This is a genomic window from Kitasatospora sp. HPM-01-4, from assembly GCF_051374625.1.
GTDB lineage: Bacteria > Actinomycetota > Actinomycetes > Streptomycetales > Streptomycetaceae > Kitasatospora.
The window spans coordinates 7,918,487-7,945,177 of the sequence record NZ_JBPQGP010000005.1; the positions used below are offsets into that span (position 1 = coordinate 7,918,487).

At 71.6% G+C, this 26,691-nt stretch carries 23 protein-coding genes; 12 read left to right on the forward strand and 11 right to left on the reverse strand.

The genetic code is table 11. The features are described from left to right. Window positions 1–94 precede the first annotated feature (94 nt). Window positions 95–760, forward strand: coding sequence for a TNT domain-containing protein (locus ACSMTC_RS34225; protein ID WP_436563623.1), 666 nt, complete (start codon window positions 95–97; stop codon window positions 758–760). A 90-nt stretch (window positions 761–850) separates the two neighbouring features. On the opposite strand, the gene ACSMTC_RS34230 is transcribed toward ACSMTC_RS34225, so the two are convergent. Further along, entirely contained in the window at window positions 851–2,470 is a 1,620-nt protein-coding gene (locus tag ACSMTC_RS34230; protein ID WP_436563624.1) for a purple acid phosphatase family protein, read from the reverse strand. A gap of 531 nt (window positions 2,471–3,001) precedes the next feature. On the opposite strand from ACSMTC_RS34230, the gene ACSMTC_RS34235 reads away from it, so the two are divergent. The 4 genes from ACSMTC_RS34235 to ACSMTC_RS34250 all read left to right on the forward strand — a co-directional run bounded on the left by ACSMTC_RS34235 (window position 3,002) and on the right by ACSMTC_RS34250 (window position 9,018). Then, entirely contained in the window at window positions 3,002–4,903 is a 1,902-nt protein-coding gene (locus ACSMTC_RS34235; RefSeq protein WP_436563625.1) for a PEP/pyruvate-binding domain-containing protein, read from the forward strand. A 37-nt stretch (window positions 4,904–4,940) separates the two neighbouring features. Continuing rightward, entirely contained in the window at window positions 4,941–6,296 is a 1,356-nt protein-coding gene (locus ACSMTC_RS34240) for an ATP-grasp domain-containing protein (protein ID WP_436563626.1), read from the forward strand. 29 nt (window positions 6,297–6,325) lie between these two features. Next, a complete protein-coding gene (locus tag ACSMTC_RS34245; RefSeq protein ID WP_436563627.1) occupies window positions 6,326–7,456 on the forward strand; it encodes a nucleotide disphospho-sugar-binding domain-containing protein in 1,131 nt (376 codons plus the stop codon). 227 nt (window positions 7,457–7,683) lie between these two features. Beyond that, on the forward strand, window positions 7,684–9,018 hold the full coding sequence (locus ACSMTC_RS34250; RefSeq protein ID WP_436563628.1) for a DUF418 domain-containing protein: 1,335 nt from the start codon (window positions 7,684–7,686) through the stop codon (window positions 9,016–9,018). A 105-nt stretch (window positions 9,019–9,123) separates the two neighbouring features. Here the strand turns inward: ACSMTC_RS34250 and ACSMTC_RS34255 are convergent, their stop codons facing one another. From ACSMTC_RS34255 to ACSMTC_RS34265, 3 genes are read right to left on the reverse strand one after another with little or no spacing between them, the layout of a single operon-like run. Further along, on the reverse strand, window positions 9,124–9,609 hold the full coding sequence (locus ACSMTC_RS34255) for a GerMN domain-containing protein (RefSeq protein WP_436563629.1): 486 nt from the start codon (window positions 9,607–9,609) through the stop codon (window positions 9,124–9,126). Further along, window positions 9,606–11,144, reverse strand: coding sequence for a HAMP domain-containing sensor histidine kinase (locus tag ACSMTC_RS34260; protein ID WP_436563630.1), 1,539 nt, complete (start codon window positions 11,142–11,144; stop codon window positions 9,606–9,608). Before ACSMTC_RS34260 ends, ACSMTC_RS34255 begins: the two co-directional genes overlap by 4 nt. Next, the gene (locus tag ACSMTC_RS34265) at window positions 11,141–11,836 is read right to left on the reverse strand and encodes a response regulator transcription factor (RefSeq protein ID WP_436563631.1); all 696 of its coding nucleotides are present in this window, start codon (window positions 11,834–11,836) and stop codon (window positions 11,141–11,143) included. The genes ACSMTC_RS34260 and ACSMTC_RS34265 overlap by 4 nt, the downstream gene beginning before the upstream one ends. A 184-nt stretch (window positions 11,837–12,020) precedes the next feature. Between ACSMTC_RS34265 and ACSMTC_RS34270 the strand changes: the two genes are divergently transcribed. Then, complete coding sequence (locus tag ACSMTC_RS34270) at window positions 12,021–12,902, forward strand: polysaccharide deacetylase family protein (RefSeq protein ID WP_436563632.1); 882 nt, start codon at window positions 12,021–12,023, stop codon at window positions 12,900–12,902. On the opposite strand, the gene ACSMTC_RS34275 is transcribed toward ACSMTC_RS34270, so the two are convergent. Further along, window positions 12,875–13,210 carry a hypothetical protein gene (locus tag ACSMTC_RS34275; protein ID WP_436563633.1) on the reverse strand — a complete coding sequence of 112 codons (336 nt, stop codon included), beginning with the start codon at window positions 13,208–13,210 and terminating at the stop codon, window positions 12,875–12,877. The two genes, ACSMTC_RS34270 and ACSMTC_RS34275, sit on opposite strands and share 28 nt — an antisense overlap. Before the next feature lie 7 nt (window positions 13,211–13,217). Then, on the reverse strand, window positions 13,218–14,705 hold the full coding sequence (locus tag ACSMTC_RS34280) for a hypothetical protein (RefSeq protein ID WP_436563634.1): 1,488 nt from the start codon (window positions 14,703–14,705) through the stop codon (window positions 13,218–13,220). A 400-nt stretch (window positions 14,706–15,105) separates the two neighbouring features. Between ACSMTC_RS34280 and ACSMTC_RS34285 the strand changes: the two genes are divergently transcribed. The 3 genes from ACSMTC_RS34285 to ACSMTC_RS34295 all read left to right on the forward strand — a co-directional run bounded on the left by ACSMTC_RS34285 (window position 15,106) and on the right by ACSMTC_RS34295 (window position 18,771). Continuing rightward, a complete protein-coding gene (locus ACSMTC_RS34285) occupies window positions 15,106–15,891 on the forward strand; it encodes a hypothetical protein (RefSeq protein ID WP_436563635.1) in 786 nt (261 codons plus the stop codon). A gap of 209 nt (window positions 15,892–16,100) precedes the next feature. Beyond that, on the forward strand, window positions 16,101–17,285 hold the full coding sequence (locus ACSMTC_RS34290) for an 8-amino-7-oxononanoate synthase (RefSeq protein ID WP_436563636.1): 1,185 nt from the start codon (window positions 16,101–16,103) through the stop codon (window positions 17,283–17,285). Between the two features lie 148 nt (window positions 17,286–17,433). Continuing rightward, window positions 17,434–18,771, forward strand: a complete 1,338-nt coding sequence (locus ACSMTC_RS34295) for an alpha/beta hydrolase family protein (RefSeq protein ID WP_436563637.1) — start codon at window positions 17,434–17,436, stop codon at window positions 18,769–18,771. 165 nt (window positions 18,772–18,936) lie between these two features. On the opposite strand, the gene ACSMTC_RS34300 is transcribed toward ACSMTC_RS34295, so the two are convergent. Next, window positions 18,937–19,575 (reverse strand): GNAT family N-acetyltransferase, encoded by a 639-nt coding sequence (locus ACSMTC_RS34300; protein WP_436563638.1) that lies wholly within the window; start codon window positions 19,573–19,575, stop codon window positions 18,937–18,939. A 193-nt stretch (window positions 19,576–19,768) separates the two neighbouring features. Between ACSMTC_RS34300 and ACSMTC_RS34305 the strand changes: the two genes are divergently transcribed. Beyond that, window positions 19,769–20,281: a GNAT family N-acetyltransferase gene (locus ACSMTC_RS34305; protein WP_436563639.1), complete on the forward strand. Its 513-nt coding sequence runs from the start codon at window positions 19,769–19,771 to the stop codon at window positions 20,279–20,281. 202 nt (window positions 20,282–20,483) lie between these two features. Here ACSMTC_RS34305 and ACSMTC_RS34310 read toward each other — a convergent pair whose 3' ends face one another. Together ACSMTC_RS34310 and ACSMTC_RS34315 are read right to left on the reverse strand one after the other, a co-directional pair. Beyond that, the gene (locus ACSMTC_RS34310) at window positions 20,484–21,617 is read right to left on the reverse strand and encodes an IS630 family transposase (protein ID WP_436559288.1); all 1,134 of its coding nucleotides are present in this window, start codon (window positions 21,615–21,617) and stop codon (window positions 20,484–20,486) included. Window positions 21,618–21,703: 86 nt separating this feature from the next. After that, on the reverse strand, window positions 21,704–22,216 hold the full coding sequence (locus ACSMTC_RS34315; RefSeq protein ID WP_436559289.1) for a DinB family protein: 513 nt from the start codon (window positions 22,214–22,216) through the stop codon (window positions 21,704–21,706). A 195-nt stretch (window positions 22,217–22,411) separates the two neighbouring features. Between ACSMTC_RS34315 and ACSMTC_RS34320 the strand changes: the two genes are divergently transcribed. Continuing rightward, window positions 22,412–23,365, forward strand: a complete 954-nt coding sequence (locus tag ACSMTC_RS34320; protein WP_436561805.1) for an IS481 family transposase — start codon at window positions 22,412–22,414, stop codon at window positions 23,363–23,365. Here the strand turns inward: ACSMTC_RS34320 and ligD are convergent. Further along, a complete protein-coding gene (gene ligD, locus ACSMTC_RS34325) occupies window positions 23,362–24,384 on the reverse strand; it encodes a non-homologous end-joining DNA ligase (protein ID WP_436563640.1) in 1,023 nt (340 codons plus the stop codon). The two genes, ACSMTC_RS34320 and ligD, sit on opposite strands and share 4 nt — an antisense overlap. Before the next feature lie 78 nt (window positions 24,385–24,462). Here ligD and ACSMTC_RS34330 point away from each other — a divergent pair, with 78 nt between their 5' ends. Further along, complete coding sequence (locus tag ACSMTC_RS34330) at window positions 24,463–25,524, forward strand: ATP-dependent DNA ligase (protein ID WP_436563641.1); 1,062 nt, start codon at window positions 24,463–24,465, stop codon at window positions 25,522–25,524. Here the strand turns inward: ACSMTC_RS34330 and ACSMTC_RS34335 are convergent. Continuing rightward, window positions 25,494–26,546, reverse strand: coding sequence for a helix-turn-helix transcriptional regulator (locus tag ACSMTC_RS34335; protein ID WP_436563642.1), 1,053 nt, complete (start codon window positions 26,544–26,546; stop codon window positions 25,494–25,496). The genes ACSMTC_RS34330 and ACSMTC_RS34335 overlap by 31 nt on opposite strands. Window positions 26,547–26,691 lie beyond the last annotated feature (145 nt).

Here is a 26,691-nt window from a genome sequence, read left to right on the forward strand (position 1 = left end):
GTCGAAATATCGACGGTGTGTCATATCCGCAGGTTATCGGGCATGCCGGCTCGTTCGAGGGAGCAGCGTGAAGGTTCGTAGCATCCTAACCACCGTGGCCGCGGGCGCGGTCCTGTTCACCGGTTCGCTGCCCGCCGCCGCCCAGGCGCAGACACTCCGGGCCGAGCGCGGTGCGATGCAGGACACCGCCAGAGCCAGACTCGACAGGTCGCTGGCGGAGTGTTCGACCGAACTCGTCGACGGGGACAAGCGACTGGGCCCGCTGCGCCTGCCCGTCCTCGGCCTGGTAGGAAAGGAGGTCACCGGGTACCGGTCCACCGACGACCTGGGCTCGCAGCGGTTCCTCGACCTGTACTGGCGGGACGGCAACTGGATCTACCCGGCGCAGGACGGATACGTCCTCAACCCGGACGGCACGCCGCAGAAGACCGCGGTCACCCTGCAGAAGGACCAGGACATCGACCGCTACGGCGGCGAGGGCGGCAGCTTCCTCGCACCCGAGGGGCTGCCCTACGCACAGCGGTCCCTCCCGCCGCAGAGCCTGGTCGGCACCCCGGCGGCCGGCTGCAACTACCACGACTACCGCGTGCTCAAGCCGTTCAAGCTCTACACGGGACCGATCGCCCCGTGGTTCGCCCAGCCCGGCCTCGGCACCCAGTACCAACTGGACTACCACCTCGTTCCCGGCGCCCCGTCCGGCAAGGGGGAGTTCAATGTGAAGTGGCTGGTCGACAACCAGTACCTGGGGCGCATCATCTGACGGCGGCCCGGTCGGACGGAAGCGGGCGGACGGCCCGGACCGGTACTGCCGGCCCGGCCCGTCCGGCCGTCCCGCCGTGTGGTGCCGGGGTCAGCCGCGGGCGTCGGAGCGCTGCCGTTCCAGGGTGAAGGAGTCGACGGGGGTCAGGTCGCCGTGGGGGCCGTCGAAGGTGTAGTAGGTGACCCGCATCCGGGTGCGGCCGGTCCGGCGGTCGCCGGGGTCGACGTCGAACGCGGCGAAGCCGTGGTTGTGCCGGCGGTCTTGGACCGAGGCCCAGGGAGCGTCCTCGGTGACCCAGACCGGATCCCGGTGGTTCGGCAGGAAGTTGCCCACCTGGCTGCTCAGGGAGACGATGACCCGGCCGTATGGCCGGTCGAAGAGGTCGCTCTCGGAGGTGGCGAAGTTGCCGCCGGCGCCGATGACCATGTGGACGGTGCCCCGGCCGGTGTCGATCACGTCGGTCCGGGTCGAGACCGGGATCGGGGTGCGGGTCTCGTTGGGGAGGGCTCCGCGTACGGGGTGCGAGCGCTCGTAGTGGTGCTCGTGGCCGCTGACGACGAGGTCGACTCCGTAGGTGTCGAAGAGCGGGCCCCAGGAGCTGCGTACGCCCAGGTCGCTCCCGCTGCCGGACTTGGTGCTGGAGACCATCGGCTGGTGCATGCAGACGACGATCCAGTCGATCGAGCGGTCTGCTCGCGATGCCATCAACTCCCTTTCGAGCCAGTTCCGTTGGGCGCCTCCGGAGTAGCCGTGCACATAGCTGTCGCCGGCGTCCTGGATCGCGACGTCGTCGTTGGCGAGGGAGACGAAGCGGACGGCGCCGACCGTGAAGGCGTACCACATGCCCCGGGTCTCCTGGTCCAGGGAGGCGGCGGAGCGGGGCAGTTCGAAGTACGTCTGGTAACCGGCCACGCCGATGGGGCCGTTGCCCTGCTCGTTCTCGTGGTTGCCCACGCACGGCATCCAGGGGCGCAGCCGGGCGGAGCGGCTGTTGCTGATGAACCAGTCCGCCCAGGTGGCGGTGCGGCTCTGTCCGAAGCGGGGGCCGGCGGAGGCGTAGCAGAGGTCGCCGTTGACCAGGTTGAACAGCGGGCCGACCCGTTCCACGGCGGCCACGATGTCCGCGGAGGCGGCCGAGCCGACCTGGCTGCTGGTGTAGAGCGGGAAGCCCCCGGTCGGCGAGGGGACGTCGGGCGGCAGGGTGACGGTCCGGCGGAGGTTGGACGTCGCCTGGTCGCCGAAGCTGGTGAAGGTGAAGGCGGCGCGGCCGCGCGGGCCGGTGGTGAAGGAGCCGGTCTCCGGGGCGGCGCCCTCGTGCGCGGCCGTGTACAGATAGGTGGTGCCCGGGCGGAGCCCGGTGAGGCGGGCGTGGTGGACGTACACCTCCTCCTTGGTGAAGGCGTCGCGGTACGTCCTGGTCTCGGCGGCGACCACCCGGCCGAGTCCGCCGTCGGGTGAGCCGAGCCGGACCTGCGGCTGCCGCACCGACTGCGGGGTGAGCCAGGAGACGGTCATCTCGGTGGCGGGGTCGGTGCCGAACTGCAGGTGGAGACCGCTCACGCTGGGCGCCCCGAGCCGGTGCGGGAGGGTCTGGAGCAACGGGCCCGGCGAGGAGGCCGGTTCGGCACAGGCCTCGGTGGCGCCGCCCACCACCAGGGCGGCGCCCGCCGCCGACGACCCCTTGAGCACCGATCTTCGTGCGATCGCCATGAACGTCCCCTCCCCGGCGGGATGTCGGTGGCGAGCACAGTACCGGCGCGAGTGCGGCGGGAGTAGGTCTTCGACGCACTTTGTGGCACTGAACATGACATGCCGTCAGAGCGGCTGCGGATCGGGTCAACGTCCTTCCGGCGCAGGGGATCGTGCAGAAATCAACATTCCGAAAATCCCGGACCGTCCGGCCGTCCGGGCGCCTCCTTGCTGTGACCTTTGCCACAACTTGACCTGCGGGCGTGGGTTGTCGGCGGGATTTTTATGGCTGAACCAATCCAAATTGACCGGAAGTCGTATGACTATTCGTCAAAAGTTCAGATTGGATGGCAATATGTGCGTAGCCGTACCACCCTTCTGACCTGGTGCACACTTCCCGTGTACACGATGACGAATGGCTGAACTGTGCGCATTCACCGTCCGGATCGCAATGCTGCGACCACGTGGCCCCGCCTCGTAGACGAAGAACTCACGCTCCCGGAGTTTTCCCGACTAGCCGGAGAGGTCGGGGGCTACCCCTATGTGAAAATCGTGCTCGACCGCACCGAGTCGGTGCTCCACTTCATCGACAGCGCGGACGGCACACTCCACGTCCGCTACATCGGGTGCGAGATACTCGGCATGTCGATCGACGAGTTGGCCGGCCGCCTCGATTCCTTCAACGACGACGTCTACCGAAATCCCGACCGCCGCTTCTATCTCGGCACGCTCGCGCTGCACACCCGGCAGGACCCGGAGGGCGGCCAACAGGCTCCCGGTTTCCTGTCGTTGGAGACCGTGGACGTCGACACCATGTCCCAGGACATGCTGCGGTTCTTCTACCACTGCGTACGCGACCACATCGACTCCTCGGTGCCGCTGTTCCTCAAACCGGCCAACCACCTGCAGGAGGGCTACGTCGCGGACATCCCGGTGTCCGAGATACCCAGGATCCTGGCCCACGAGCTCTACTCCACGGCCTCCTTCGTGCCGTTGAACCCCGGCAGGGCCCACGGGCGGCTGCGGGTGTTCCGGTCCGAGGAGGAGTACCGGGCGGCCGTCGAACCGCTGGAGTGGCACGACATCATCGTGATGCCCCGGGTTCCCGAGGACATCCCCCGGGTGTCGGGCATCATCCACACCGAGCACACCACCCCGCTCTCCCACATCAACGTCATGGCCGCCGGGTGGCGGATCCCCAACTCCGTCAGGATCGGTGTCATCGACCGGATCGACGGCGCAGGGCTCGACGGCCGGTGGGTCGACTACGGGGTCGACACCGACGCCGCCGACCTCGTCCTGGAAGCCGCCGAACGGCGCCACGACGGCGAGGAGCCGCCACGACCCGCGGCCGAGCGCGTCACCGTGGACCTGCCCGACCTCACGCCGACCCCGATCGCCCCGCTGTCCGACCTGCGCGCGGGCGACCACGTCCGGTTCGGCACCAAGGCCGCCAACCTCGGTGAGCTCCACGACCTGCTGCAGCACGGATCACCGCGCTGGCTGGGCTACTACCGCGTCCCCCGGCCGCCCCGGGACAACCTGCTGCGGTACCTCGCGCGGCAACTCGACCTCCCGGAGACCGCCGCCGACACCGAGCTGACGGCCGCCGTGGCACACCTGGTGAAGGAACACACCCAGGTACCGCGGGGGATCGTGCTGCCGTTCTCCCTCCAGCAGCGCTTCCTCGACTCCTCACCGGAGCTCAGGGAAGCGCTGGACCGGCTGAACAGCGCACTGGAGTCGGGCACTTCGCAGACCGAGCGGCTCTGCGCGGAACTGCAGCGGCTGATCCGCGACACCCCGCTGCCACAGGAGATCCGGGCCGAGATCGGCCGCGCGATCGACCGCCACCTCTACGGCGTCCCGGTCCATGTGGTCCGCAGCTCCTCCAACGCCGAGGACCTGCCCGGCTTCTCCGCCGCCGGACTCTACGAGTCGGTGGCGCACGTCACCGGCACGGACGCGGTCCTGGACGCCGTCAAGGAGGTGTGGGCCTCCCTGCTGTCCGCGCGCGCCGTACTCCTGCGGCACCAGGCGGGCATCCCGCTGGACCACTGCCGCATGGGTGTGATCGTCCAGGAGCAGGTGGGCGCCACCACCGGCGGTGTGCTGGTCACCTGCAACCCGCTCAGCCCGCAGGACTTCCGCGACGTCTACCTCAACGTCTCGCAGCGCTCGGTGACCGAGGTGGTCACCGGCGAAGGCGCCCCGCTCCAGTACCTGTGCAACACCATGGAGGGCACCAGCCGCACGGTCTCGCTCGGCTCCGCCGCCGCCGACCTGCCCGCCGCGACCAGGGAGGTCCTCCGCCGGCTGGCCCTGATCAGCAGGCTGCTGCAGTCGCACTTCTCGCCCGACGACGGTTTCACCGCCCCGGTCGACATCGAGTGGGCGGTCGAGGGCGACCGGATCAGCCTGCTGCAGCTGCGCCCCTTCCGGACCGCCGGGTAGTGCCGGGCCAACTGAACCACCGTCAGGAGAAGGTACGTTGAACAGGATTCTGTACGTCTACGTCAAGGGCGGAGCACCGCTGGAGTACGCCTTCCCGCGTATCGCCGCCTGCGGGGAGCTGCACGTCCTCGCACTGGCACCGCTGCCCGCCATCGCGGAGGAGGTGTGGCGGCCCAGCTGTACCAGCATCGAGGAGGTGGCCGACGCGCCGCGCGGCGACGAACTGGTCGAGCTGATCGTGGAGTACGCGAAGTCCATCGGGGCCGACGCCGTGCTCACGCTCTCGGAGTTCGCGGTGCTGGCGGTCGCGCACGCCGCGAGCCGGCTCAATCTGGCCGGTGCCGGCGCCGGGATCCTCCGCGCCAGGGACAAGCGGCTGATGCGGGAGGCCTGGGCCGCCGCCGGAGTACCGATACCCAGCTTCCGCCGGGTCGACAGCATCGCCGACCTCAGCGCCGCACTGGCCGAGTTCACCCCGCCGCTGCTGCTCAAGCCGGCCTGGGGCGCCGGTTCGGTCGCCCAGATCGTGCTGAACTCGGCCGAGGACGCGGCCGGGGCCTGGGAGGAGATCGAGCGCGGACTCCAGGCCGGCAGCCGGGTCGGCATGAACGAGCTCTACGCCCCGGACACCGACCGGGACCGGCTGGTCGAGGAGATCGCCCAGGGCTCCACCGAGGGCTGGTACCAGGAGCCCGGCTTCGGCGACTACGTGAGCGTGGAGGGCATCGTCGCGGACGGGGTCTACCACCCGCTGTCCATCACCGCCAAGCTGCCGACCGTGCCGTCCTTCGTCGAGGTGGCGAGCACCTCGCCGTGCGTCATGCCGGTGCCCCTGCAGCGCCGGATCGAGGAGGTCTCGCGGCAGGCCGTCGACGCGCTCGGGCTGGAGAACTGCGGCACGCACACCGAGCTCAAGCTGATGAAGGACGGCGAGCTGGTGGTCATCGAGACCGCGGCCCGGTTCGGCGGCCTGCTGACGACCAGGCAGGTCCACGAGGTGTTCGGACTCGACCCGATCGGCATGCTGGTCAGGCAGCTGCTGGGCGAACGGGTGGAGTACCCCGAGGCCATGCTGACCGAAGGCGTCAGGGCGGCCGCCTCGGTGGCCGTCGTCCCCGCCGACGCGGCAGGCGTGCCCTGGCGGACCAGGCCGGAGTGGAACCCGCAGGCCGTGGACTGGCAGCGCCTGCTCTCCCCGGGCAGCACCATCGAGGCCGTACCCGCCTTCGCCATGCCGACGGGCCGGCCGGTACCGGCCTTCGACCCCGCCGCGGGCTCGCGGAACTGGCTCGGCGTCTACCTGCTGAGCGCCGTCGACGCCGAGACCCTGCACCGCGACTGCAACGCGGTGCTCGACGGTCTCGAAGCCGCCCTGCACCGCGCCGCCGGCTGATCCCGCCCATTCACCCTCCGAGGTTCCTCATGCGAGTACTGTTCGCCGGCGCGCCAGGTGTCGGCCATCTCTTCCCGCTGGTCCCGCTGGCCAGGGCACTGCGCGAGCTGGGCCACGAGGTCGCGGTGACCTCGATGGACGGCGGGGAGACGGTCGCCCGGTCAGGGCTGCCGTTCCTGCCGCTGGCCCCGGGAGTCGACTGGCGCAAGGAGATCCGGGAAGCCGGCCGGATCCGGCGGCCCGAACTGCTGCAACGAGTGGTCGAGACCAACGCGGCCGACCGCGAGGCCTTCGTACCGCTGGCCGCACACGTCAACAACGCGGTGGCCGACGCGACCGTCGAGCTGGCCTCGAGCTGGCGGCCGGACCTGGTGGTGTACGAGTACCTCTTCCCGGTGGCCCTGCTCGCGGCGACCAGCCTGGGCGTCCCCGCGGTCCAGCACGACCTGGGGTTCGTCCGTACCCCGAGGCTGCGAGAGCTGATGCTCGCCGAGATGGCGGAGACCTTCGCCCGGCACGGTGTCGACCGGCTGCCGGGGCAGGTGCACACCATCGACCTGGCGCCACCGAGCATGGCCGGGGGAGAGCTGTACGGCTGGTCGATGCGGCCGGTCGCCTACAACGGGGAGGCCGCACTGCCCGACCACCTGGCCGTGCCCACCGACCGCCCGCGCGTGGCGGTGACGCTGGGCACCGAGCCGCCCAGGATCGACGGGCTGACCAGGATCGAGCGGGTGGTCGCGGCGGCCGCCGAGGTCGACGCGGACTTCGTGCTCGCCACCGGCGAACTCGACCTCAGCACCCTCGGCGCGCTCCCGGCCAACGTCAGCTCGTGCGGCTGGGTGCCGTGGCGGGCACTGCTGGACACCTGCGCGGCCGCGATCCACCACGGCGGCAGCGGCACCGCACTCGCCGCACTGGACGCGGGCATCCCGCAACTGGTGCTGCCCGACGGGTCCGACCGCTTCATCAACGCGGACGCGGTGCGCGAGCGCGGAGCCGGGCTGAGCGCGAGCGCCGGGGAGGTCGACCCCGCGCTGCTGGACCGGCTGCTCACCGACGAGGGGTCGGCCAAGGCCGCCCGCGAGGTCAGCGCCGAGATCGCGGAGATGCCGGGCCCGGACGCCCTGGCGGCGCGGCTGGCCGGTCTCGTCGGCTGACACCGGTCCCGCGGGCTGACACCGGTCCCGCGAGGCTGACGCCGGCCTCGTCAGCCGGCGTCAGCCTCGTCGTCCGGCTCCGGTCTCATCAGCCGGCGCCGGCCGACGACCGGCGGGCGGCGGTGTGCGGTGACAGGCGCTGTGACGAAACGGTCATCGTCCGATAGAGGTGGGCTGATACCGGCTTCCTAGCGTGATGGCTCCTGACGTCGTTCGAAGGAGTTGTCGTGATTACCGAGTCGGTGGCGGAACGGACGCCGAGGGCGTCCCGGCGCCGGGACGCCGCGCAGCAGACGCCGATGGGCCGTCTGCTGGCCGTGGACGTCCTGAGGGCGCTGGCCGTCTTCGGGATGGTGTGGATGCACTTCGTGCCCACGGGGTGGCTGGAGGCGACCCCCATGGGGCACGAGTGGCCCGGGCCGCTGGAGTGGCTGAACGGCTTCCTGGACACCCGCGCTCGCAGCGTCTTCTTCCTGCTGGCGGGTGTGTCGGTGGCGCTGCTGAGCGGCGGCGCCGCCCCGCTCGCCGGCGCGGCGATGCGCCGGGCCCGGGCGCGGATCGCGGTCCGGGCCGGGGTGCTGTTCCTGCTGGGCCTGTGCCTTGAGCAGGTGTCGGGCGTGGGGAACATCATCACCGCGTACACCGGGTGGCTGCTGTTCCTGATCCCGTGGACCCGACTGCGGGCGCGGATCCTGTTCGCGGCCTCCGGCGTGCTCGCGCTGGCGGTACCGGTGTTCCAGATCGCCAAGGCGAACTGGGGCCAGGACTGGTCGTTCCTGCCGCCGGTCGGCCCGGGCGCCCCGCAGCTGCCCGAGGGCCTCGCGGTGCTCGCCCACCCCGGGGAATGGCTCGCGGTGTTCCAGTCGTACCTGTTCGACGTGGACACCTTCTACGCCCTGCCGCTGCTGCTGGCGGGCCTCGGCATCGGCCGCCTGAACCTGCGCGAGCGCGCGGTGCGGGTGCGGATGGCCGTCACCGGTACGGCGGTCGCGGTCGGGGGCTGGCTGGCCTCGTGGCTGATCCTGCACCCGCTCGGCCAGGGCGCGGCGATCGACCGTTTCACCACCGCGCTCATGGCGCCGCCGCCCCCGCCGCCGGCCGCGTCGGACGGGCCCTTGACCGGGCCGCCGCCGATGCCGGAGATGCCCCCGATGCCCAAGGTCCCCTGGGCCGAACTGTGGGCCATGTCCAAGCCCGGCCCGGGCATCGCCGAGTACAGCGCCCTCCAGATCGGCTGGACGGTCGGCGTGTCCCTCGCCCTGCTCGGCGGCCTGCTCCTGCTGACCGAACGCCAGGTGTGGCGGCGGACGCTGTGGCCGCTGGCCGCGACTGGCGGAATGGCGATGACCTGGTACTTCGTCCAGGACGTCATCACCAACCGCTTTCTGGGCAAGGGCCCTGGCGGCATCGGCCACGCCCCGCAGTCCCTGATCCCGTACGTGGTGTACACCGTGGTGGCGCTTGCCGCCTCGGTGCTGTGGCGGCGGGTCTTCCGGCGAGGCCCGCTGGAGGAACTCGTCCACCGGACCACCGCCGCCGCGGTACCCCGCCGCGACTCCTGACGCCGGAAGGCAATCCCGATGACAGGGCCCGGACCCCGCCGCGATGGCGTGGGCCGGGCCCTGTCGTCTTCGGCATCACCGGCATCACCGGGAGCCCTTTCGGACTCATCCGGTGCGGTGCAGGTCGCACTGCTGGAAGACCGGTGCGGGGGCGTCGCTACTGACCAGGGCGATCCGGGGGACGGTGGCGGTGGGGGCCGGGGCGTCCTCGGCGGTGCAGACCAGCTGCTGGATCGCGGAGGGGCTCAGTGAGGCGGTCTGCCAGGACAGGCGCAGGGTGACCGTGCCGCCCGCGCTGGAGGCGGTGACCCGGCCGGAGCCGGGCAGGTCGCTGTAGAGGCCGGTGTGCCGCTCCGTCTGGTCGGGGCCGGCCATGAGGGCGTCCAGGGTCTGCTGGAGGCTCTCGCGTTCGGTACCCGGCCGGATGGTCAGGCGGATTCCCTGCGGGCTGAGGAAGTACAGCCGGGTTCCGGGCTTGATCCCGGTGGCCGGCCCGCCCGTCCTCACCGCGCCGCCGGTGTCGGGGATCGAGCAGCCGCAGGCCGTGAGGAGCAGCGCCGCCGCGGCGACCGCGGGTCGACGGATCGTCATGGGGAGTCCTTGGTGAGCGGCCCCGGCCCGAGCGGCAGGACGAGGGTGAACACTGCGCCGCCGTCCGGGGCGTTGGCGGCCTGGATCGTCCCGCCGTGCAGGCGGGCGTTCTCCTGGGCGATGGCCAGGCCGAGCCCGCTGCCCTCGGATCGGGTGCGGGCCTTGTCGGCCTTGTAGAAGCGGTCGAACAGGTGGGGCAGTTCGGCGGGTGGGATGCCCGGACCCCGGTCGGTGACGGTCAGAACCAGGTCGGCGTACGGCTGCGGACCGCCGGTGGTGAGGGTGAGGCGGACGGGCGGGCGGCCGTGGCGCAGGGCGTTGCCGACGAGGTTGGCGACGATGACGTCGAAGCGGCGCGCGTCCAGGCGGGCGGGCAGGGCGGTGGGGAGGTCGAGTTCGATGATCTGGCTCCAGCCGCGCAGGTCGAGGGTGTCGCGGACGGCTGCCGAGGCGTCGACGTCCTCGGTGCGCAGTGGGGCGGCGCCGGCGTCCATGCGGGAGATCTCGATCAGGTCGTTGACCAGGCGGGTGAGCCGTCCGGTTTCGGAGCTGATCATGCGCAGGGCGCTGGCGGTGTCGGCAGGCAGGTGTTCGGCGTCCTCGTCGAGGATGTCGGTGACGGCGACCATGGCGGCCAGCGGGGTGCGCAGTTCGTGGGAGACGTCGGCGGCGAAGCGCCGGGCCTGGGCCTCGACGGCCCGCAGTTCCTCGATCGTGCCCCGCAGGGTGCGGGCGGTGTGGTTGAACGTCTTGGACAGCTGGGCGAGTTCGTCGTGGCCGGACACGGCGAGGCGGGTGTCCAGCTGCCCCTGCGCGAGGGCGTAGGCGGCGTTTCTCAGGGCGCGGATGGGGCGCAGGACCTGGCGGGCCGCGAGCAGTGCGAGGACGGCGGCCAGGACGGCGGCGAACACGCCGGCCCCGGCGGCGGCGGCCAGCAGCGCGCTGGTGGCGGCCTGCTCACGGTCCAGGGGCAGGAGGGCGTAGACGCTCAGCCCGGACGGGTCGCCGGCCGTGGCAGCGGGGCCGGTGGTGGCGTAGGTGACGGGCACGCCGACCGCGAGCCACGGGTGCCCGTCGGCGGTGAACCGCTGGAAGGAGCTGTGGCCCGCGCCGACGGTGTTCTGCAGGTCGGCCGGGACGGGGACGGGACCGGTCCACTCGGAGCGGGCGGTGCCGTACCGGGTCAGGACGCGCCAGTCGCGGAAGCCGCCGGTGCCCGAGAGTCGCACGGACAGGCGGTCGAGCTCGGCCTGGGTCGGCGGGAAGGGCAGGGCGGGCGCGAGGACGTCGACGCGTCGGCGCAGCTCGTCCAGGGTGGTGCTCTGGGTCAGGTTGAGGGTGGAGTCGGTGGCGGCCTGATAGGTGAGCGCCGAGGTGGCCACGGCCGTCAGGGCGGCGATGGCGACGAACGCGGCGAGCATCCGCGGACGCAACCCCATCGCGGCCCGCCACCACCGGACCGGACGGCCGACGGCCGCGTCGGTGGCGCCCGGCCGGCCGGTGCGCTGCCGGGACGTGGACGGTGGAGTGGTCACAGCGGTCCGAAGCGGTAGCCGAAACCGCGTACGGTCTGGATGTACCGGGGCGCGGACGGACTGTCCTCGAGCTTGGCGCGCAGCCGGTTCACCCCCGCGTCCACCAGGCGGATGTCCTCGCTCCGGGACAGCCCCCACACCGCCTCCAGAAGCTGCTCACGGCTGAACACCCGGCCCGGCGCGGCGGCCAGCTCCAGCAGCAGGCGCAGGTCGCCCGGGGCCAGCGGGAGCGGGACGCCGCGCTTGGCGACGGTCAGCGCGGCGCGGTCCAGCACCAGGTCGCCGTGCACCTCCCGCACCGCGCCCGTCCCGGGCGCGGAGCCGGGCGAGGCGGTGGTACGACGCAGCACGGCTTTGATCCGGGCATCGAGTACCCGGGACGGTGCCGGCTTGACCACGTAGTCGTCCGCCCCGCACTCCAGGCCGAGCACGGTGTCGATGTCGTCCCCTCGCGCGGTCAGCATGATCACCGGAATGCTTCCGTCCGCGCGCAGCCGCCGGCACACCTCGAAGCCGTCGATCCCGGGCAGCATCAGATCCAGCACGACGATCTCCGGCGGCTCCCTGAGAGCCTGCTCCAGCCCGTCCTCGCCGGTGGCGGCCATGCGCACCTCGTGGCCCTGGCGACGCAGGCCCAGCGCCAGCGCCTCGCGCACCGAAGCGTCGTCCTCGATCAGCAGTACCCGTGACATGTCAACCAGTATCCGGTCCGCCGGCACTGGGAGGGGCCGTGGGAGGCGGGGGCGGCGAGGTTGTTGCGAAACGCTCATACGCAGCTCACAGGCCGGGGAACCGCGTGGCGGACGGTGGTTTCCACCGTCTTGGCCGACTCGGTCGAAGAGCCGCGTCCCCTGCTACCGCGCGAGGAGCCCCGCCATGAGCAACCGCCCCGACCACACCGGCCACGACCGGACCGCAGCCGCCACCGCTCCCGGACCAGGGGCGGCCGCCGTACCCGAGGCGGCGGCCGTGACCGCGGGGGGCCGCGCACGCCGCCACCCGGTACTGCGCACCGTCGTCACGGGCGTGGTCCTCGTCGGGCTGCTCGCCACGGCCGGCCGGCTCCTGGAAGCCCCGGAACGGCCGCAGCTGACCGGAGCCCCCGTCGTGCCGCCCTCCACGAGCACGCCGGACCCGAGCCTGCCCGCGCCGCTGGTCGACATGAGCGTCTCCCGCAGCTCCGAGGACGCCGGCAGGACCGTCAACATCACCCTCGACGACGGCCCCGATCCGCGGTGGACGCCCAAGATCCTCGACGTCCTCGCCCGCAACCAGGTCAAGGCGGTCTTCTGCATGATCGGCCCCAACGCCAAGGCCCACCCCGACCTGGTCAAGCAGGTCGTCGCCGCCGGCCACCGCCTGTGCGACCACAGCGTCAGCCACGACACCGCCATGGACCACAAGAGCGTCGACTACCAGCAGAAGGAGATCCTCGACGCCAAGGAGATGATCGACCAGGCCAGCGGCGGCGAACCGGTCCACTACTACCGTGCCCCCGGCGGCGCCTTCACCCTCGAAAGCCGCCAGATCGCCGCTGCCCACGGCATGCGCCCCCTCGGCTGGAACGTCGACACCCGCGACTGGGAGCGTCCCGGCTCCGACAAGATCCTCGAATCCGCCAAGGTACAGGTCCGCCGCGGCCCCACCGTCCTCATGCACGACGGCGGCGGCAACCGCGCCCAGACCCTCGAAGCCCTCGAAGAGTTCCTGCCCTGGCTCAAGGCCAACGGCTACACCTTCAGCTTCCCCGAGCACTGAACCCGCCGGGCGACGAACCGCGGCCCCTGTCCGAGCGGCCCGATCGGTGGCGCGTCACCGAGCTGGTCACCGCTGGCACGCTCGGCGTGGTCGTCCGGACTCGTCATGCGCGAAGGGCGGGGCTGGTGCGGGGTTCGCGCACGCAGAGCCCGGGCCGACCAGTCGAACACCGGTGCAAGGCTCTGCGGGGCGGGCCAGCCGTTGATCACCGTGAGCAGTCGCAGGTACCGCTCCCGGCGAGGGTCGCTCGCGCTCCACAGCCAGTCCAGCAGCCGCCGGAGCGCCGAGCCGTCGGGGCGGCAGAGCATGCCGCACTCAGCCGTCGAGTGCCACCACCAGGCGGCGCATCACGGCCAGGGGCAGACCCGGGTTGGCGGCGGCCTCGTGGGCGAGCTCCTCGTCGTCGAGGAGTGCGGTGAGCCGGTGCTGCGGCAGGTTCGGGTGCCGGGTGGCATCGGCCCGCACCGTGGGGTCGGGGTCGGCGGACAGCCGCTCCGTGATCTCCGGCCGGATCCGCGGGTCGAGGAGGGCGAGCCTTCGGAGCATCGGGTCCGCGGCCTCGGCGTGGCCGGCCAGTCCCTCGGTGGGAAAGTCCGGGCGGTCTGTCAGGAGCCAGCGTCCGTGGCCGGTGTAGTCCAGGAAGCTGTGCAGCAGCAGTTCGGCGGGGGCCTGGGGGTGGTTCTGGGCGAGCAGCACCCGTACCCCGAGGTCCGGGTCGCGGGACAGGCGCTCCACCAGGTCCGGCGGCAGGCCGCGGTCCTGTGCGGCCAGGCGGCGCAGCAGGGGGTGGTCGCTGAGGGCGCGGCGGCGGGACTGCCCGGGGTCGTGGTGCCAGGCGGGGAGATCGCCGGGGCCGAAGTCCCGGTCTGAGTCGACCCGGTAGTCGATCGCGGCGCGTTCCTCCTCGGTGAGCGCGGGGTGCACCGAGATCCGGGTGCGGACCGCGGGGTCCGGGTCGGTGGCGAGGGCTTGCCGCTGTGGTGCCGTCAGCTCCGGTCGGCCCGCGACCGTCTCGCGCACCCGGGCGTTCGGATGGCGGGCGAGCAGCGCCAGAACGTCGAGCGGGAGGCTCGGATTGCCGGCGATCATCGACAGGTCCTCGGGGCCCGCCGGGGCGGTCAGTACCTGTGCCACCGTCCGGCGGGAGAGCGCGCCGTGCATCAGCAGGTGGGTGCGCGCGTGACAGGACCGGTCCGGCAGTTCGCGCTCCACGTACTCGGGGTCGAGGAGACTGTGCCTGCTCCGGGCGTGCTCGCGCACCTCCTGGTCCGGGTCGGAGAGCAGAGCCGACCGTTCCGCCGCCGTCAGTTCCTGCCACCAGGTGCAGGCGTAGGCCCTGACCTTCGGCTCCGGGTGCGAGGGGAAGGTCCACCGCGCCGACCTCGGGACCTGGCGGTAGAGCGAGCCGAGATGTTCGGCCTCGTACGTGGTGAGGATGCGGACCACCGTGTGCTCCGGGAGCTCGCTTCGCGCGCCGGGGCGCGGTCCGTCGGCGAGCCGGGCGCGCACCAGCCAGTGCGGGTCGTCCACCAGTCGTGCGCGCTGGGCGGGTTCGATGTGCGGGTTCGCGGCGAGACTGCCCCGAGTGCGGTGGTCGGGGTGGACGACCACCGCGTCCACCACCTCCGCCGGGAGCTCCCGGTCCCGGCAGAGGGTCGTCCGTACGACGGCGGGGCCGCGGTCGAGCAGGCTGAGCAGCACATCGGTCGGGGCCGCCGGGTTGAGCGCCACCCCGGCGAGCCGGCGGGCCGGCAGATCGGCCGCCGCCCAGACCGCCTCGGCCGTGCGCGGGCCATGGCTCATACCGACTCTCCCTGATCGAGCGAAGCGCCGAGTCTAGCCTCGAGCCTCGAGCGGGGAGCGGGGAGCGGGGAGCGGGGACGGTGGTGGCTCGGGTGTGCACCGGTCGGTCGGCAGGACCGGCGAGGCGTTCGGCACCACGGAGCCTGTGGATGACCGTGTGGGGGACGGCCGTTGGGGCGGCCTCCTCGGCCGGACTCCGGCCGGGCGTCGCCGCCGCGAAGGCGCATGCCGGGGCGACCGGTGCCGACACCTTCCAACGCACCGCGAGTTTAGGGAGGTTGACAGCGGCCGGTACCGGACGGCGGCGGTGCGGATCGGTGAGCGGGCGGACCCTCCGTTCCCGGGGGAGTGCCGGGCGCTATGGTCCGTACCGACAACGGAGATCGAGGAGGGGCCGGGTATGACCGAGGAATCGACGGGGGAGACGCAGGGAGCCGGGCGGCCGGAGCGGGGTGCGGGTTCGCTGGGACGGCGCAGGCTGCTCGGCGGACTGGCCGCGGCCGTCCCGCTGCTGCTGACGGGGTGCTCCTCGCACAACGGCAAGGGCAACCACAACGGCAAGGGCGACAAGGCCTCGTCCGAGGCGGGCCCGTCGGGCGCGGGTGCGTCGGGTACGGGCACGGCCGCGGCGGCCGCGCCGTCCGGCGGCTCCGCCGGGGACGTGTTCGTGATGATCATCAGGCATGGTGAGAAGCCCGACGGAAGCCATCCCGGGATCGACGACGACGGCCACCGGGACAGCCACTCCCTGACCGAACGCGGCTGGGCCCGGGCCAAGGCCCTGCCGCAGCTCTTCGACCCGCCGCAGGGCCAGCCGCTCAAGCCCGGCCTGGCCCGCCCGACCAGGATCTTCGCCGCGACCGACCAGGGCCCGAAGGCCGGTGCGCACCGGATGCGGCAGACCGTCACCCCGCTGGCCAAGGCGCTCGGCCTGCCGGTGGACACCGACTACGCCGAATCCCAGGAGGCGGCCCTGGCCAAGGCCGTGCTGGGCATCTCCTCACCGGTCCTGATCTGCTGGGAGCACTCCCGGATCCCGCACATCGTCAAGGCCCTCGGCGCGGACGGCTCCGGTGCACCGGCCACCTGGCCGGACCGCTTCGACCTGGTCTGGGCCTTCACCCGGACCGCCGGCAAGTGGACCTTCCACGAGATCCCGCAGCATCTCCTCGACGGCGACGCCTGACGCCCGGGTACGCCGGCCGCAACGGCATCCGGTCGGGGGAGCCCGGTGCACTCCGCCCACGCGGCGGTACTCCTCCGGCACCGGTGCGGCACGACACCCCGTCGTCTCCGTGACGCCCGGTACCCGATCGGGTGGCCGCGCCGCCGGGCCCGCGCATGTGCGGCGACGCACATTGCCCGCCCGCCACCAGGGATGACAGAGTGCGGACCATGGTCACACCCTTCGTTCCAGAGCAGCAGGTCCTCGCCCCGGACGCCGTCTTCGACTGGCTCGACGAGGCGGCCGAGCTCCGCGCCCGCGCCGGGTTGACCCGTACGCTGCGCAGCCGTCCGGCCGAGGATCCGGTACTGGACCTGGCGAGCAACGACTACCTCGGTCTGGTCCACCACCCCGCCGTCACCCGGGCCGCCGCCGACGCCGCGCTGCGCTGGGGTGGCGGCGCCACCGGCTCCCGCCTGGTCACGGGTACCACCGCGCTGCACACCGAACTGGAGCGGGAACTGGCCGAGTTCTGCGGCTTCGAGGCGGCGCTGGTGTTCTCCTCCGGGTACGCGGCCAACCTCGCCGCGCTCACCGCGCTCACCGATCCGGACACGCTGATCGTCTCCGACGCGTACAACCACGCCTCGCTGATCGACGGTTGCCGACTCTCCCGCAGTGACGTCCACCGCGCCCCGCACAGCGACCCGGCAGCCGTCGCCGAGGTGCTCGCCACCCGTACGCATCGCCGTGCGCTGGTGGTCAGCGACTCCGTCTTCTCGGTGGACGGCAACGCGGCCCCGCTCGCCGGACTGGCCGCCGCCACTCGTGCGCACGGTGCCGCGCTGCTGGTGGACGACGCACACGGGCTCGGCGTGCTCGGCCCCGGCGGCAGCGGAGCTCCGGCCGCCGCCGGCCTCGCCGGGCAGCCCGACGTGGTCGCCACGGTCACCCTCTCCAAGTCGCTCGGTTCCCAGGGCGGTGCCGTGCTCGGTCCCCGGAGGGTCATCAGACATCTCACCGAGACCGCCCGCACCTTCATCTTCGACACCGGCCTCGCCCCCGCGGCCGTCGGCGCCGCGCTCGGCGCACTGCGGCTGCTGCGCGCCGAACCGGAGCGCGCCGGCCGCGCCCGCGAGGTCGCCCGCACCCTGGCGGACCGGCTCACCGCCGCCGGTCTGCGGGCGAGCACGCCGGACGCCGCCGTCGTCTCGGTCCACGCCCCGGGGCCGGAGGCGGCCGTCCAGTGGGCCGCCGACTGCCGCGCCGCCGGTCTCGCGGTCGGCTGCTTCCGCCCTCCGTCCGTCCCGGACGGCATCTCCCGGCTCCGCCTGACGGCTCGTGGTGACCTGACGGACGTACAGATCACCAGGGCGGTCGACATCGTGAGCGCGACGGCACCCGTCCGGGGGTAGCTCCGGCCCGTACGAACGGCGTGACCGGGGCAGGTCTTCCGGGTGCGGCCTGTAGCCAGGTGCAGGGCAGGGGGTGGTGCAGACCGTACCTGAAACAGTGGAGGCTGCACTATCGATCGGCTGGCGGCTGCTCAGCAGACTGGATGCCATGATCCGAAAGCTGATCCTGCCCTCCGCCCTGGTCCTCTCGCTGGCCGCGCCGGCCGCCCTCGCCGACGCGTCGGCCGCCGTCGCCACCCATCGGCTGCCCGGGCTCCAGCCCACCGCTCAGCGGGCCCCCGCTGAGCGGCAAGGCGTCGCCGTCCGGCCCGTCGCCGGTCAGCCGGCCGGTCAGCCCGCCGGCGAGCGGGCGCGACTCACCCTGCCCCGGCCCACCGGGCCACACGAACTCGGTTCGGTCTCCCTGCACTTGGTCGACACCTCGCGGCCCGACCCCTGGGTGAGCACGGTCCCGCACCGCGAGCTGATGGTCAGCGTGGTCTATCCCGCCGTCCAGGCGGACCACTACCCACCGGTCCCGCAGCTCGACCCGGGGGTGGCCGCGGCCTTCGACACGTTCACGGGCAGCCGGAACTACGGCGTCCCGGTCGGCACGGTGGACTGGGGCGCCACACTGACCCACGCACACCGGGGCGCACCGGCCGACACCCGGGGCGGGCCGGTGCCGGTGGTGCTCTACTCCCCGGGCGCGGGGGATCCGAGGTCCTGGGACACCACCCTGGTCGAGGATCTCGCGAGCCGGGGCTATGTGGTGGTGACCATCGACCACACCTATGAATCGCCGGCCGTCCGCTTCCCGGACGGCTCGGTGCGCACCACGGTCCTCACCGACGATTTCGTCCAGAAGACGATCAAGGACGGGGGGATACCGGCGCTGGGCCAGAAGCTGCTGGACACCCGGGTCGCGGACACCCGCTTCGTGCTCGACCAGCTGGCCACGTCCGGTGTCCTGCCACCGGACGTGGCCAAGCTCGCCGACCTGCACCGTATCGGCATGTTCGGCCAATCGGCCGGCGGCTACACGGCCGCCGAGACCATGCACGACGACAAGCGGATCAAGGCCGGCGTCAACATGGACGGCATCCTGGGTAACAACCAGGACGACGGCGGCCCCAACCTCGCCCCGGTCGCGGTGGACGGGCTCGACCGACCGTTCCTGCTGATGGGAAGTCAGCGCAGCGATCACTACACCGTCCGCGCCTGGGAGGCGTTCTGGGACAACACCCCCGGCTGGCACCGCGATCTGCACCTCCGCGGTACCACGCACGGCTCCTACACCGATGCCGAGCAGCTGATGCCGCAGATCGCCCAGCAGACCGGGATGTCCGCCGACGCGGTCCAAGCACAGATCGGCTGGGCGCCGCCGGGCCCGGTGCTGACCGCTCAACAGACCTATCTCGCGGCCTTCTTCGACCGCTGGTTGAAGCAGCGCGACAGCGGCCTGTTCGACCGGCCCGCCTCCTCGCCGGGCACCTTCATCCCGTAGGGGAGTCAGTCGCGATCATCAACTCATCAGCTTTGTCGGCGAGTTGAAGCCCTGGAGCTGCGTCCTGCGGCCCGCCACTTCGTGAATTCCGCTCCTTTCCCGCGAGGTCACGTCATGACCAGGTCCGCATCCAGTCCCGGCGGCACCACCATCCTGCGAGGAGGCTCAGCCCAGGTGGTGTACCAGCAGGGCTTCAGAGCCGACAGGCCGGTACCCGGCGGCCTGGAAGGCGCGGACGCTGGTGACATTGCCCGGCGTCTGCTGCGACCAGAGGTGCTCGCCCTCCGGCAGCAGGTGCCGCGCCGCCACCGCGAGCGCCCGGCCGAGCCCGCGTCCCCGAGCCTGCGGATCGACTTCGACCGCCACCTCCCAGCGGCCGGCCACTCCCCGCCCGAGCACCAGCACCCCACCCGGCACGGACCAGGCCCTGACATCGTCACGGAAGAGCAGCGCGCGGGCGATGCGCGGATGCTCACGGTCCTCGATCGGCTGTACGGGGATGGGTGGTTCGCCAGGCAGCCGGTCGGCCACGGTCAGCAGATCGATGGTGTTCATCGCACGGCCGGTCCGCTCGGCGAATTCGCTCAGGAAGAACGGCGACATCGGCGCGGCCAGCGGATCGGCAGGGGCGATGGCGATCGCCTTCCGGACCCACTCCGGGTCCTCCTGCGTGAACACCACCGCATGGGCGCTGAACGCAATCACGCCCTCTTCGCGCTCGTTCGGCTGCGGAACCACTGTTACCGACCCGTCGGCGGGCGGGAACATCCCACCGGCGGCCTTGGCCAAGATCTTTTCCAACATGCCATCACCCTACGACCTGCGGAGACGTCTGCCGGACGGGGTGGCTCAGTCGGGCGTCGCGACTCAGCTGGACGGCGGCAAGACCTGATCAGGTTACGGCAACATGGCTCCGGAAAGAAAAGTTGACGATCCGCCAGATATCCGATCGGCGCTTCGGGGGTAGGGCGGTGACGCTGCGAGGGGCGAGGCCGGGATGTTGCTTCGGGATGTTCAGCTCGGTGATGTCGACGCGTATGTGCGGATGCGGTGCGACCCGGTGATGATGGCTGATCTCGGCGGCCCGCAGGACCGGGAGTGGATACCCGAGAAGGTCCAGCGAGACATCAGGCTGGTGGAGGAGGAAGGAGCATGGATCAAGATGATCGTGCCGGACGAGAGCAGGCCGGAGCAGGTGGCGGGCTCGGTGACCCTCTGGTCCCACGAGGGGGACGGTGCCCGGATCTCCGAAACCGGCTGGATGGTGCTGCCGGAGTTCCAGGGGCGCGGGATCGCCAGACAGGCCGAGCGGATGCTGCTCGAACTGGCCCGTGAGGAGGCGGACCGCTGGGGGCTCGTCCATGCCTACCCGGCGGTGACCAACGGCCCGTCGAACGGGGTCTGCCGCTCGCTCGGCTTCCGTCCGGTCGGCGAAAAGGAGATCGATGTGCGTGGCGCCATGACGCGCTGCAATCACTGGGTCATCGACCCGCGCGTCGATCTGATCTGAGTTCCACGGTCCGCCGACCCGAGGGCTCTCGGTCCGTCCACCGGGGCGCCGTCGGTCCATGGGTCAGGTGTCCGTCGGTCCGGGTGCCGTGGGCCGGTTGCCGCCGGTCCGTTGCCCCGACCGTCACCGGTCCGCCGCCCCGGTTGCCGTGGCTCGCAGATCCGAGCTCTGCCGGTCACCGACCGGAAGCACTAGTGCCGCATCAGGCAACGTTCGCCCTGTTGACGATCTTGCGTAGGCGTTCGTCGGTGGCGTGCTTGTTCCGCCAGATGATGTAGCGGCGGATCATGCTGCCCTGCTCCTTGTGGCTGGCGTGGTCTGTGCCGTCGAGGGTGAAGTAGCGCAGGGCGGTGAACTGGGCCTCGATGCGGTTCAGCCATGAGGAGTTGGTGGGGGTGTAGGCGATTTCGACGTTGTTCGCTTCGGCCCACTTCGCCACCCGGCGGCAGCGCTTGGTGGTCAGGTGCGGGGAGTAGTTGTCGCAGATGATCGCGATCCGCACGTCGGCCGGGTACAGGCTGCGTAGGTACCGGCAGAACTCCAGGAACTTGGAGCGGTTCTTGGTCTTCTTGATGTGGCCGTAGAGCTTGTCCTTGGCAAGGTCATAGGCGGCGAACAGGTGCCTCACCCCGTGCGGGCGGGTGTAGGTAGCCCGCCGCCTCGGCCGCGGCTCGCGGTCGGGATCCTTACCCTTGCCGCCGCGCTCGGCCCACTGCCGGCCAGGGTGTGGCTGGAGGTTGAGCGGGCCGAACTCGTCCAGACAGAAAATGACTTCGGGCTCGCCCTCCTCGGGTATGACCTCGCCGTCGGCGATCGCGTAGAGGTGCTCGACGCGGGCCTTCTTCGCTTCGTAGTCGGGATCCTTCGAGGTCTTCCAGGTCTTCACGCGTTGAAAGGAGACGCCCTCCTCGCGGAGCAGGACCCGAAGGCCCTCGTGGCTGATGTCGTCGACCACCCCCTCGGCGACCAGGAAGTCGGCCAGCTTGGCCAGGCTCCAGGTCGAGAACGGCAGGCCGTGCTCGGCCGGCTTGGACTTGGCGGTCTTCTTGATCTCGCGGCGCTCGGGAAGGGTGAAGGTCCTCGGCCGACCACCCTTGTACTTCGGGTAGAGCGCCGCGAAGCCGTCGACGTTGAAGTCGTGGATCACGTCCCGGATCCGGTCCGCGCTGGTGAAGGTCACCTCGGCGATCTTCGCCACGGGCATACCCTGAGCCGACAGCAGAACCATCTGGGCCCGCCGCCAGGTCACCACCGACCCGGTGCCCCTGCGGATGATCCGCAGCAGCCGCTGTCCCTCATCGTCATCGATCTCGCGCACGCGCACACGTTCAGCCACCCAAGCACCCTGACACGACGCGCCGCCCGGCACGGAACCCGGCGGCGCATCACCTCACAATAGGTCGGACCCTAACTGATCTGGTGTCATACACCAGTGGTGCCGTCGATGCGCTCCCGAAGCAGGTCGGCGTGGCCGTTGTGGCGGGCGTACTCCTCGATCATGTGGACGTAGATCCAGCGGAGGTTGACGTCCTGCTCCATGAAACGGCCGGTGTCGGTCAGGGCACGGGCGGCGCAGAGCTCGCGGGCATGGGCGATCTCCGCGTGCCAGGTGGCCAGAGCGTCGTGCAGTGTGGCGCCCTCGGCCAGTTCGAAGCCGCCGTCGGGGCCAGAAGGGTCGGCCCGCGGGTCGTAGATGGGCAGGGCCTGTTCTCCGGCGAACACTCGGCGGAACCAGTTCCGCTCCACCTCCGCCATGTGCTGGACGAGGCCGGTCAATGTGAAGCCGGACGGTGGCACGGACGCGACGATGGCTTGCTCATCGTCCAGGCCCTCGCACTTCATGGCGAGGGTGGCGCGGTGGAAGTCAAGCCAGCTTTCGAGCGTGGTGCGCTCGTCGGCGTTCAGGGGCGGCAAAGGGCGTTCGATGGCGCTCATCGGACGATTATCACCAGCGGCCGAAGCCATGGACAGGCAGGGCCTCCGGCAGGGCGAACGTTGCCTGATACGGCACTAGTTGTACTGACCACGGAGGTTGGTGACAGGGCTCACGGCGTGGTGATCTTGAAATGAGTGAGGGCCTTCTGGCTCGGTGTGGATTGCGACATCTGCACCTCAGCCAGAAAGGCCCTCATGCCACACCGTAACGCACCGCTGACCGAGACCGGACGCCTGCGCCTGGCCCGCTGCGTAGTCGACGACGGCTGGCCGTTGCGGCGGGCCGCCGAGCGCTTCCAGGTCTCGCCCACCACGGCCAAGCGCTGGGCGGACCGCTACCGCATGCTCGGCGAGGCCGGTATGAGCGACCTCTCCAGCCGCCCGCACCGCAGCCCTCGGCGGACCCCGTCGCGCACCGAGCGGCGGATCATCAAGGTCCGCGTCCTGCGCCGCTGGGGCCCGGCCCGCATCGCCTACCTGCTGAAGCTCAACCCAGCCACCGTGCACCGCGTCCTCACCCGCTACAGGCTCGCCCGCCTGGCCCACCTGGACCGCGCGACCGGCCGCGTGGTGCGGCGCTACGAGCACAGCGCGCCAGGCGAGTTGGTCCACGTCGACATCAAGAAGCTCGGCAACATCCCCGACGGCGGCGGCCACAAGATCCTGGGCCGTGAGGCCGGCCGCAACAACCGCTCCAAAGCCGGCTACAGCTACCTGCACAACGCCGTCGACGACCACTCCCGCCTGGCCTACAGCGAGATCCTGCCCGACGAACGCAAGGAGACCGCCACCGCCTTCTGGGCCCGGGCAAGCGAGTTCTTCGCCCGGGCAGGGATCACCGTCCAGCGCGTGCTGACCGACAACGGCTCCTGCTACCGCTCCCGGACCTGGCGCGATGCCCTCGCGGCCGAAGGCATCACGCACAAGCGAACCCGGCCCTACCGGCCCCAGACCAACGGCAAGGTCGAACGCTTCAATCGCACCCTGCTCGACGAATGGGCCTACGCCAGGCCCTACCGCACCGAACAGGAACGCCGCGACGCCTACCCCGCCTGGCTCCACACCTACAATCACCACCGCGGACACACCGCACTCGCAGGCAAACCACCCGCCAGCCGCGTCCCCAACCTCACGGGTCAGAACAACTAGTGCTCGCGCTTACGCGCCCGGCTCGGCTGGACGCGAGCCGGCTCACCGGGCATCTTCGGGTGGTCCGGCGGGTAGGGCAGATCGCCGAGGCCCTCGTCACGGGACTGTCTGGCCGACAGTTCGAGCAGTGACTCCAGTGAGAACGCGTGATCGTCCAGGTCGGCGTGCAGATCGCCCAGTTCGGCGAACCGCTCGGGCAGGGTCCGTAGGTCGAAGTCGGTCGGCGTGACCTCGTCCAGTTCCTCCCAGCGCAGCGGGGCCGAGGCGGTGGCCTCCGGCCGGGCACGGAGCGAGTAGGGGGAGGCGATGGTGCGATCGCGGGCCATCTGGTTGTAGTCGACGAAGATGCGCTCGCCGCGCTCTTCCTTCCACCACGCGGTGGTGACCCGGCCGGGCAGCCGGCGTTCGAGCTCCCGCCCGAGGGCGATCACCGCGTGCCGGCAGTCGGTGAAGCTCCAGCGCGGCTCCACGGGGACGTACACATGGAGCCCGCGTCCGCCGGAGGTCTTGGGCCATCCGCGCAGGCCGTGTTCGTCCAGCAGGCCGCGCAGTTCGTGGGCCGCCCGGACGGCGTCGCGGAAGTCGGTTCCGGGCTGGGGGTCGAGGTCGATCCGCAGCTCGTCCGGGTGCTCGGTGTCGGTACGGCGGACCGGCCACGGATGGAAGGTCAGACAGCCCAGGTTCGCGGCCCAGAGCACGGCGGCCTCTTCGGTCGGGCAGATCTCGTCCGCCGTACGCCCGCTGGGAAAGGCGATCCGTGCGGTCGGCAGCCAGTCGGGCACGTTCTTCGGGGCGCGCTTCTGGTAGAAGAACTCGCCCTCGATACCGTCCGGGAAGCGTTGGAGTGTGGTCGGCCGGTCGCGCAGTCCGCGCAGCACGCCGGGCGCGACCGCCAGGTAGTACCTGGCCACGTCCAGCTTGGTGAAGCCGCGCTCCGGATAGTAGACCTTGTCGGGGTTGGACAGCCGCACCGTCCGGCCGTCCACTTCCAGTTCCACCGCTCGTGCCGTTCCAGCCATGGGCCCACGCTAGGCCGAGCGGGCTCCGCCCGCCGTGTCCGGCACGCGGGCGGGCAACCGGCCCGCCACTATCGGAGCATGGACCTTCCCGTGATGCCTCCGGTCTCGCCGATGCTCGCGAAGGCGGTGGACGAGATCCCGGCCGGTATGCAGTACGAGGCGAAGTGGGACGGCTTCAGGGCCATCGTCTTCCGGGACGGTGAGAAGGTCGAGATCGGCAGCCGGACCGCCAAGACGCTCACCCGCTACTTCCCCGAGCTGGTCGTCGCGTTCAGCACCGACCTGCCCGAACGCTGTGTGGTGGACGGCGAGATCGTGATCGCCCACGACGGCCGGCTGCACTTCGAGGAGCTGTTGGAACGGATCCACCCGGCGGCCAGCCGGGTCCGCACCCTGGCCGAGCGCACTCCGGCGTCCTTCGTCGCCTTCGACCTGCTCGCGCTGGGTACCGAGGCGCTGGTAGAACTCCCGCTCGCCGAGCGGCGCGCAGCCCTGCTCACGGCACTCGACCGGGCCCGGCCGCCGGTCCACATCGCCCCGGCCACCACCGACCTGGGCCGGGCCCGCGACTGGTTCTCCCAGTTCGAGGGCGCCGGGCTGGACGGTGTCGTCGCCAAGCCGCTGGACCAGCCGTACCGTCCGGGCCAGCGCACCATGTTCAAGGTGAAGCACCAGCGCACCGCCGACTGCGTGCTGGCCGGCTACCGCGAACACAAGAGCGGCCCGGTGGTCGGTTCGCTGCTGCTGGGACTCTACGACTCCACCGGACACCTCCAGCACGTGGGCGTCAGCGCGGCCTTCTCGGCGGCCCGCCGGGCCCAACTCGCCGAGGAGCTCCAGTCGTTGCGGATGGACGACATCGCCGGACACCCCTGGGCCGCCTGGACCGATGAGGCCGCGCAGGCGTCCTCCCGCCTCCCCGGCGCGGTCAGCCGCTGGACCGGCACCAAGGACCTCTCCTGGGTGCCGCTCCGCCCCGAGCGCGTCTGCGAGGTCGCCTACGACCACATGGAAGGCACCCGCTTCCGCCACACCACCCAGTTCCGCCGCTGGCGCCCCGACCGCGAGCCGGTCGACTGCACCTATGACCAGCTGGAGGAACCGGTCTCCTACAACCTCACGGAACTGCTGCACCCCTGAGCCGGGCGGTCCCCCCGGTCCGGCCCGGGCGCTCCCTCGCCGACGCCGGACACCGGACCGCCCCCGTACCGGCGGGCCAGCTCCGCCACCGTACGGGCGACCGCCTCCCGGAGCTCGGGCGGGCCGAGGACCTCCGCCTCGGCACCGAGCCTGAGCAGGTCGCAGACCGCGACAGCCTCGGTCTCGACCGGCAGTTCGACCCGCACCCAGCCGTCCCGGTCCGGGGGCCCGGCCTGCTCCAGGGCCCGTGCACCCACCGCACCGAACTGCGCGGGCAGCAGCCGCTGCGCCCGCGGCGAGAGGCGCAGCAGCGCGGTGCCCTGGTAGCGCGCGTCCTCCAGCCGCCGGGAGGACCGGGTCCAGTAGTCGCCGAGGTCGAACCCGGCCGGGCGCTCGAAGGACTCAGCCGTCGCGTCCACCGCCAGGAACCGGGACACCCGGTAGGTCCGGACGGTTCCGGCCGCCCGGGCCACCAGGTACCAGATCCCGCCCTTGAGGACGAGGCCGAGCGGTTGCAGCTCCCGGTGCACCTCGCCGCTCCACCGCCGGTAGTGGGTCCGCAGCACCCGCTGCTCCCACACCGCCTGGGCGACCGCTGCCAGTCGCGGTACCGGCTCGGCGTCCCGGAACCAGCCCGGGGCGTCCAGGTGGAACCGCTCCTGGATGCGCAGGGCGTGGTCGGCGGGACCGGACGGGAGCGCGGCCCGCAGTTTCAGCTGGGCGGTGGCCAGCACCGCACCGAGGCCCAAGTCCCTTGCCGGGCCCGGCACTCCGGCGAGGAAGAGCGATCCGGCCTCGGCGTCGGTGAGCCCGGTCAGCCTCGTCCGGTACCCCTCCAGCAGCCGGTAGCCGCCGGCCGGCCCGCGGTCTGCGCAGACCGGGACGCCCGAGGCGCCGAGCGCCTCGATGTCCCGGTAGACGGTACGGATCGAGACCTCCAGCTCCTCGGCGAGCTCGGGCGCGGTCATCCGCCCGCGGTTCTGGAGCAGCAGGAGCAGGGAGAGTAGCCGGTCGGCGCGCATCGGGCCATTGTCCGCTGTGCCTGCTGCGGCTGCTGTGCCCGTTGTGCCTGATGTCCGCGGTTTCCGCTCCGCCCGACCTGTGGAGTTCCCAGGCGTCCCCCCGTACCTGACAGGAGATGTCAGGTACGGCGGACAGGCTGGTCAC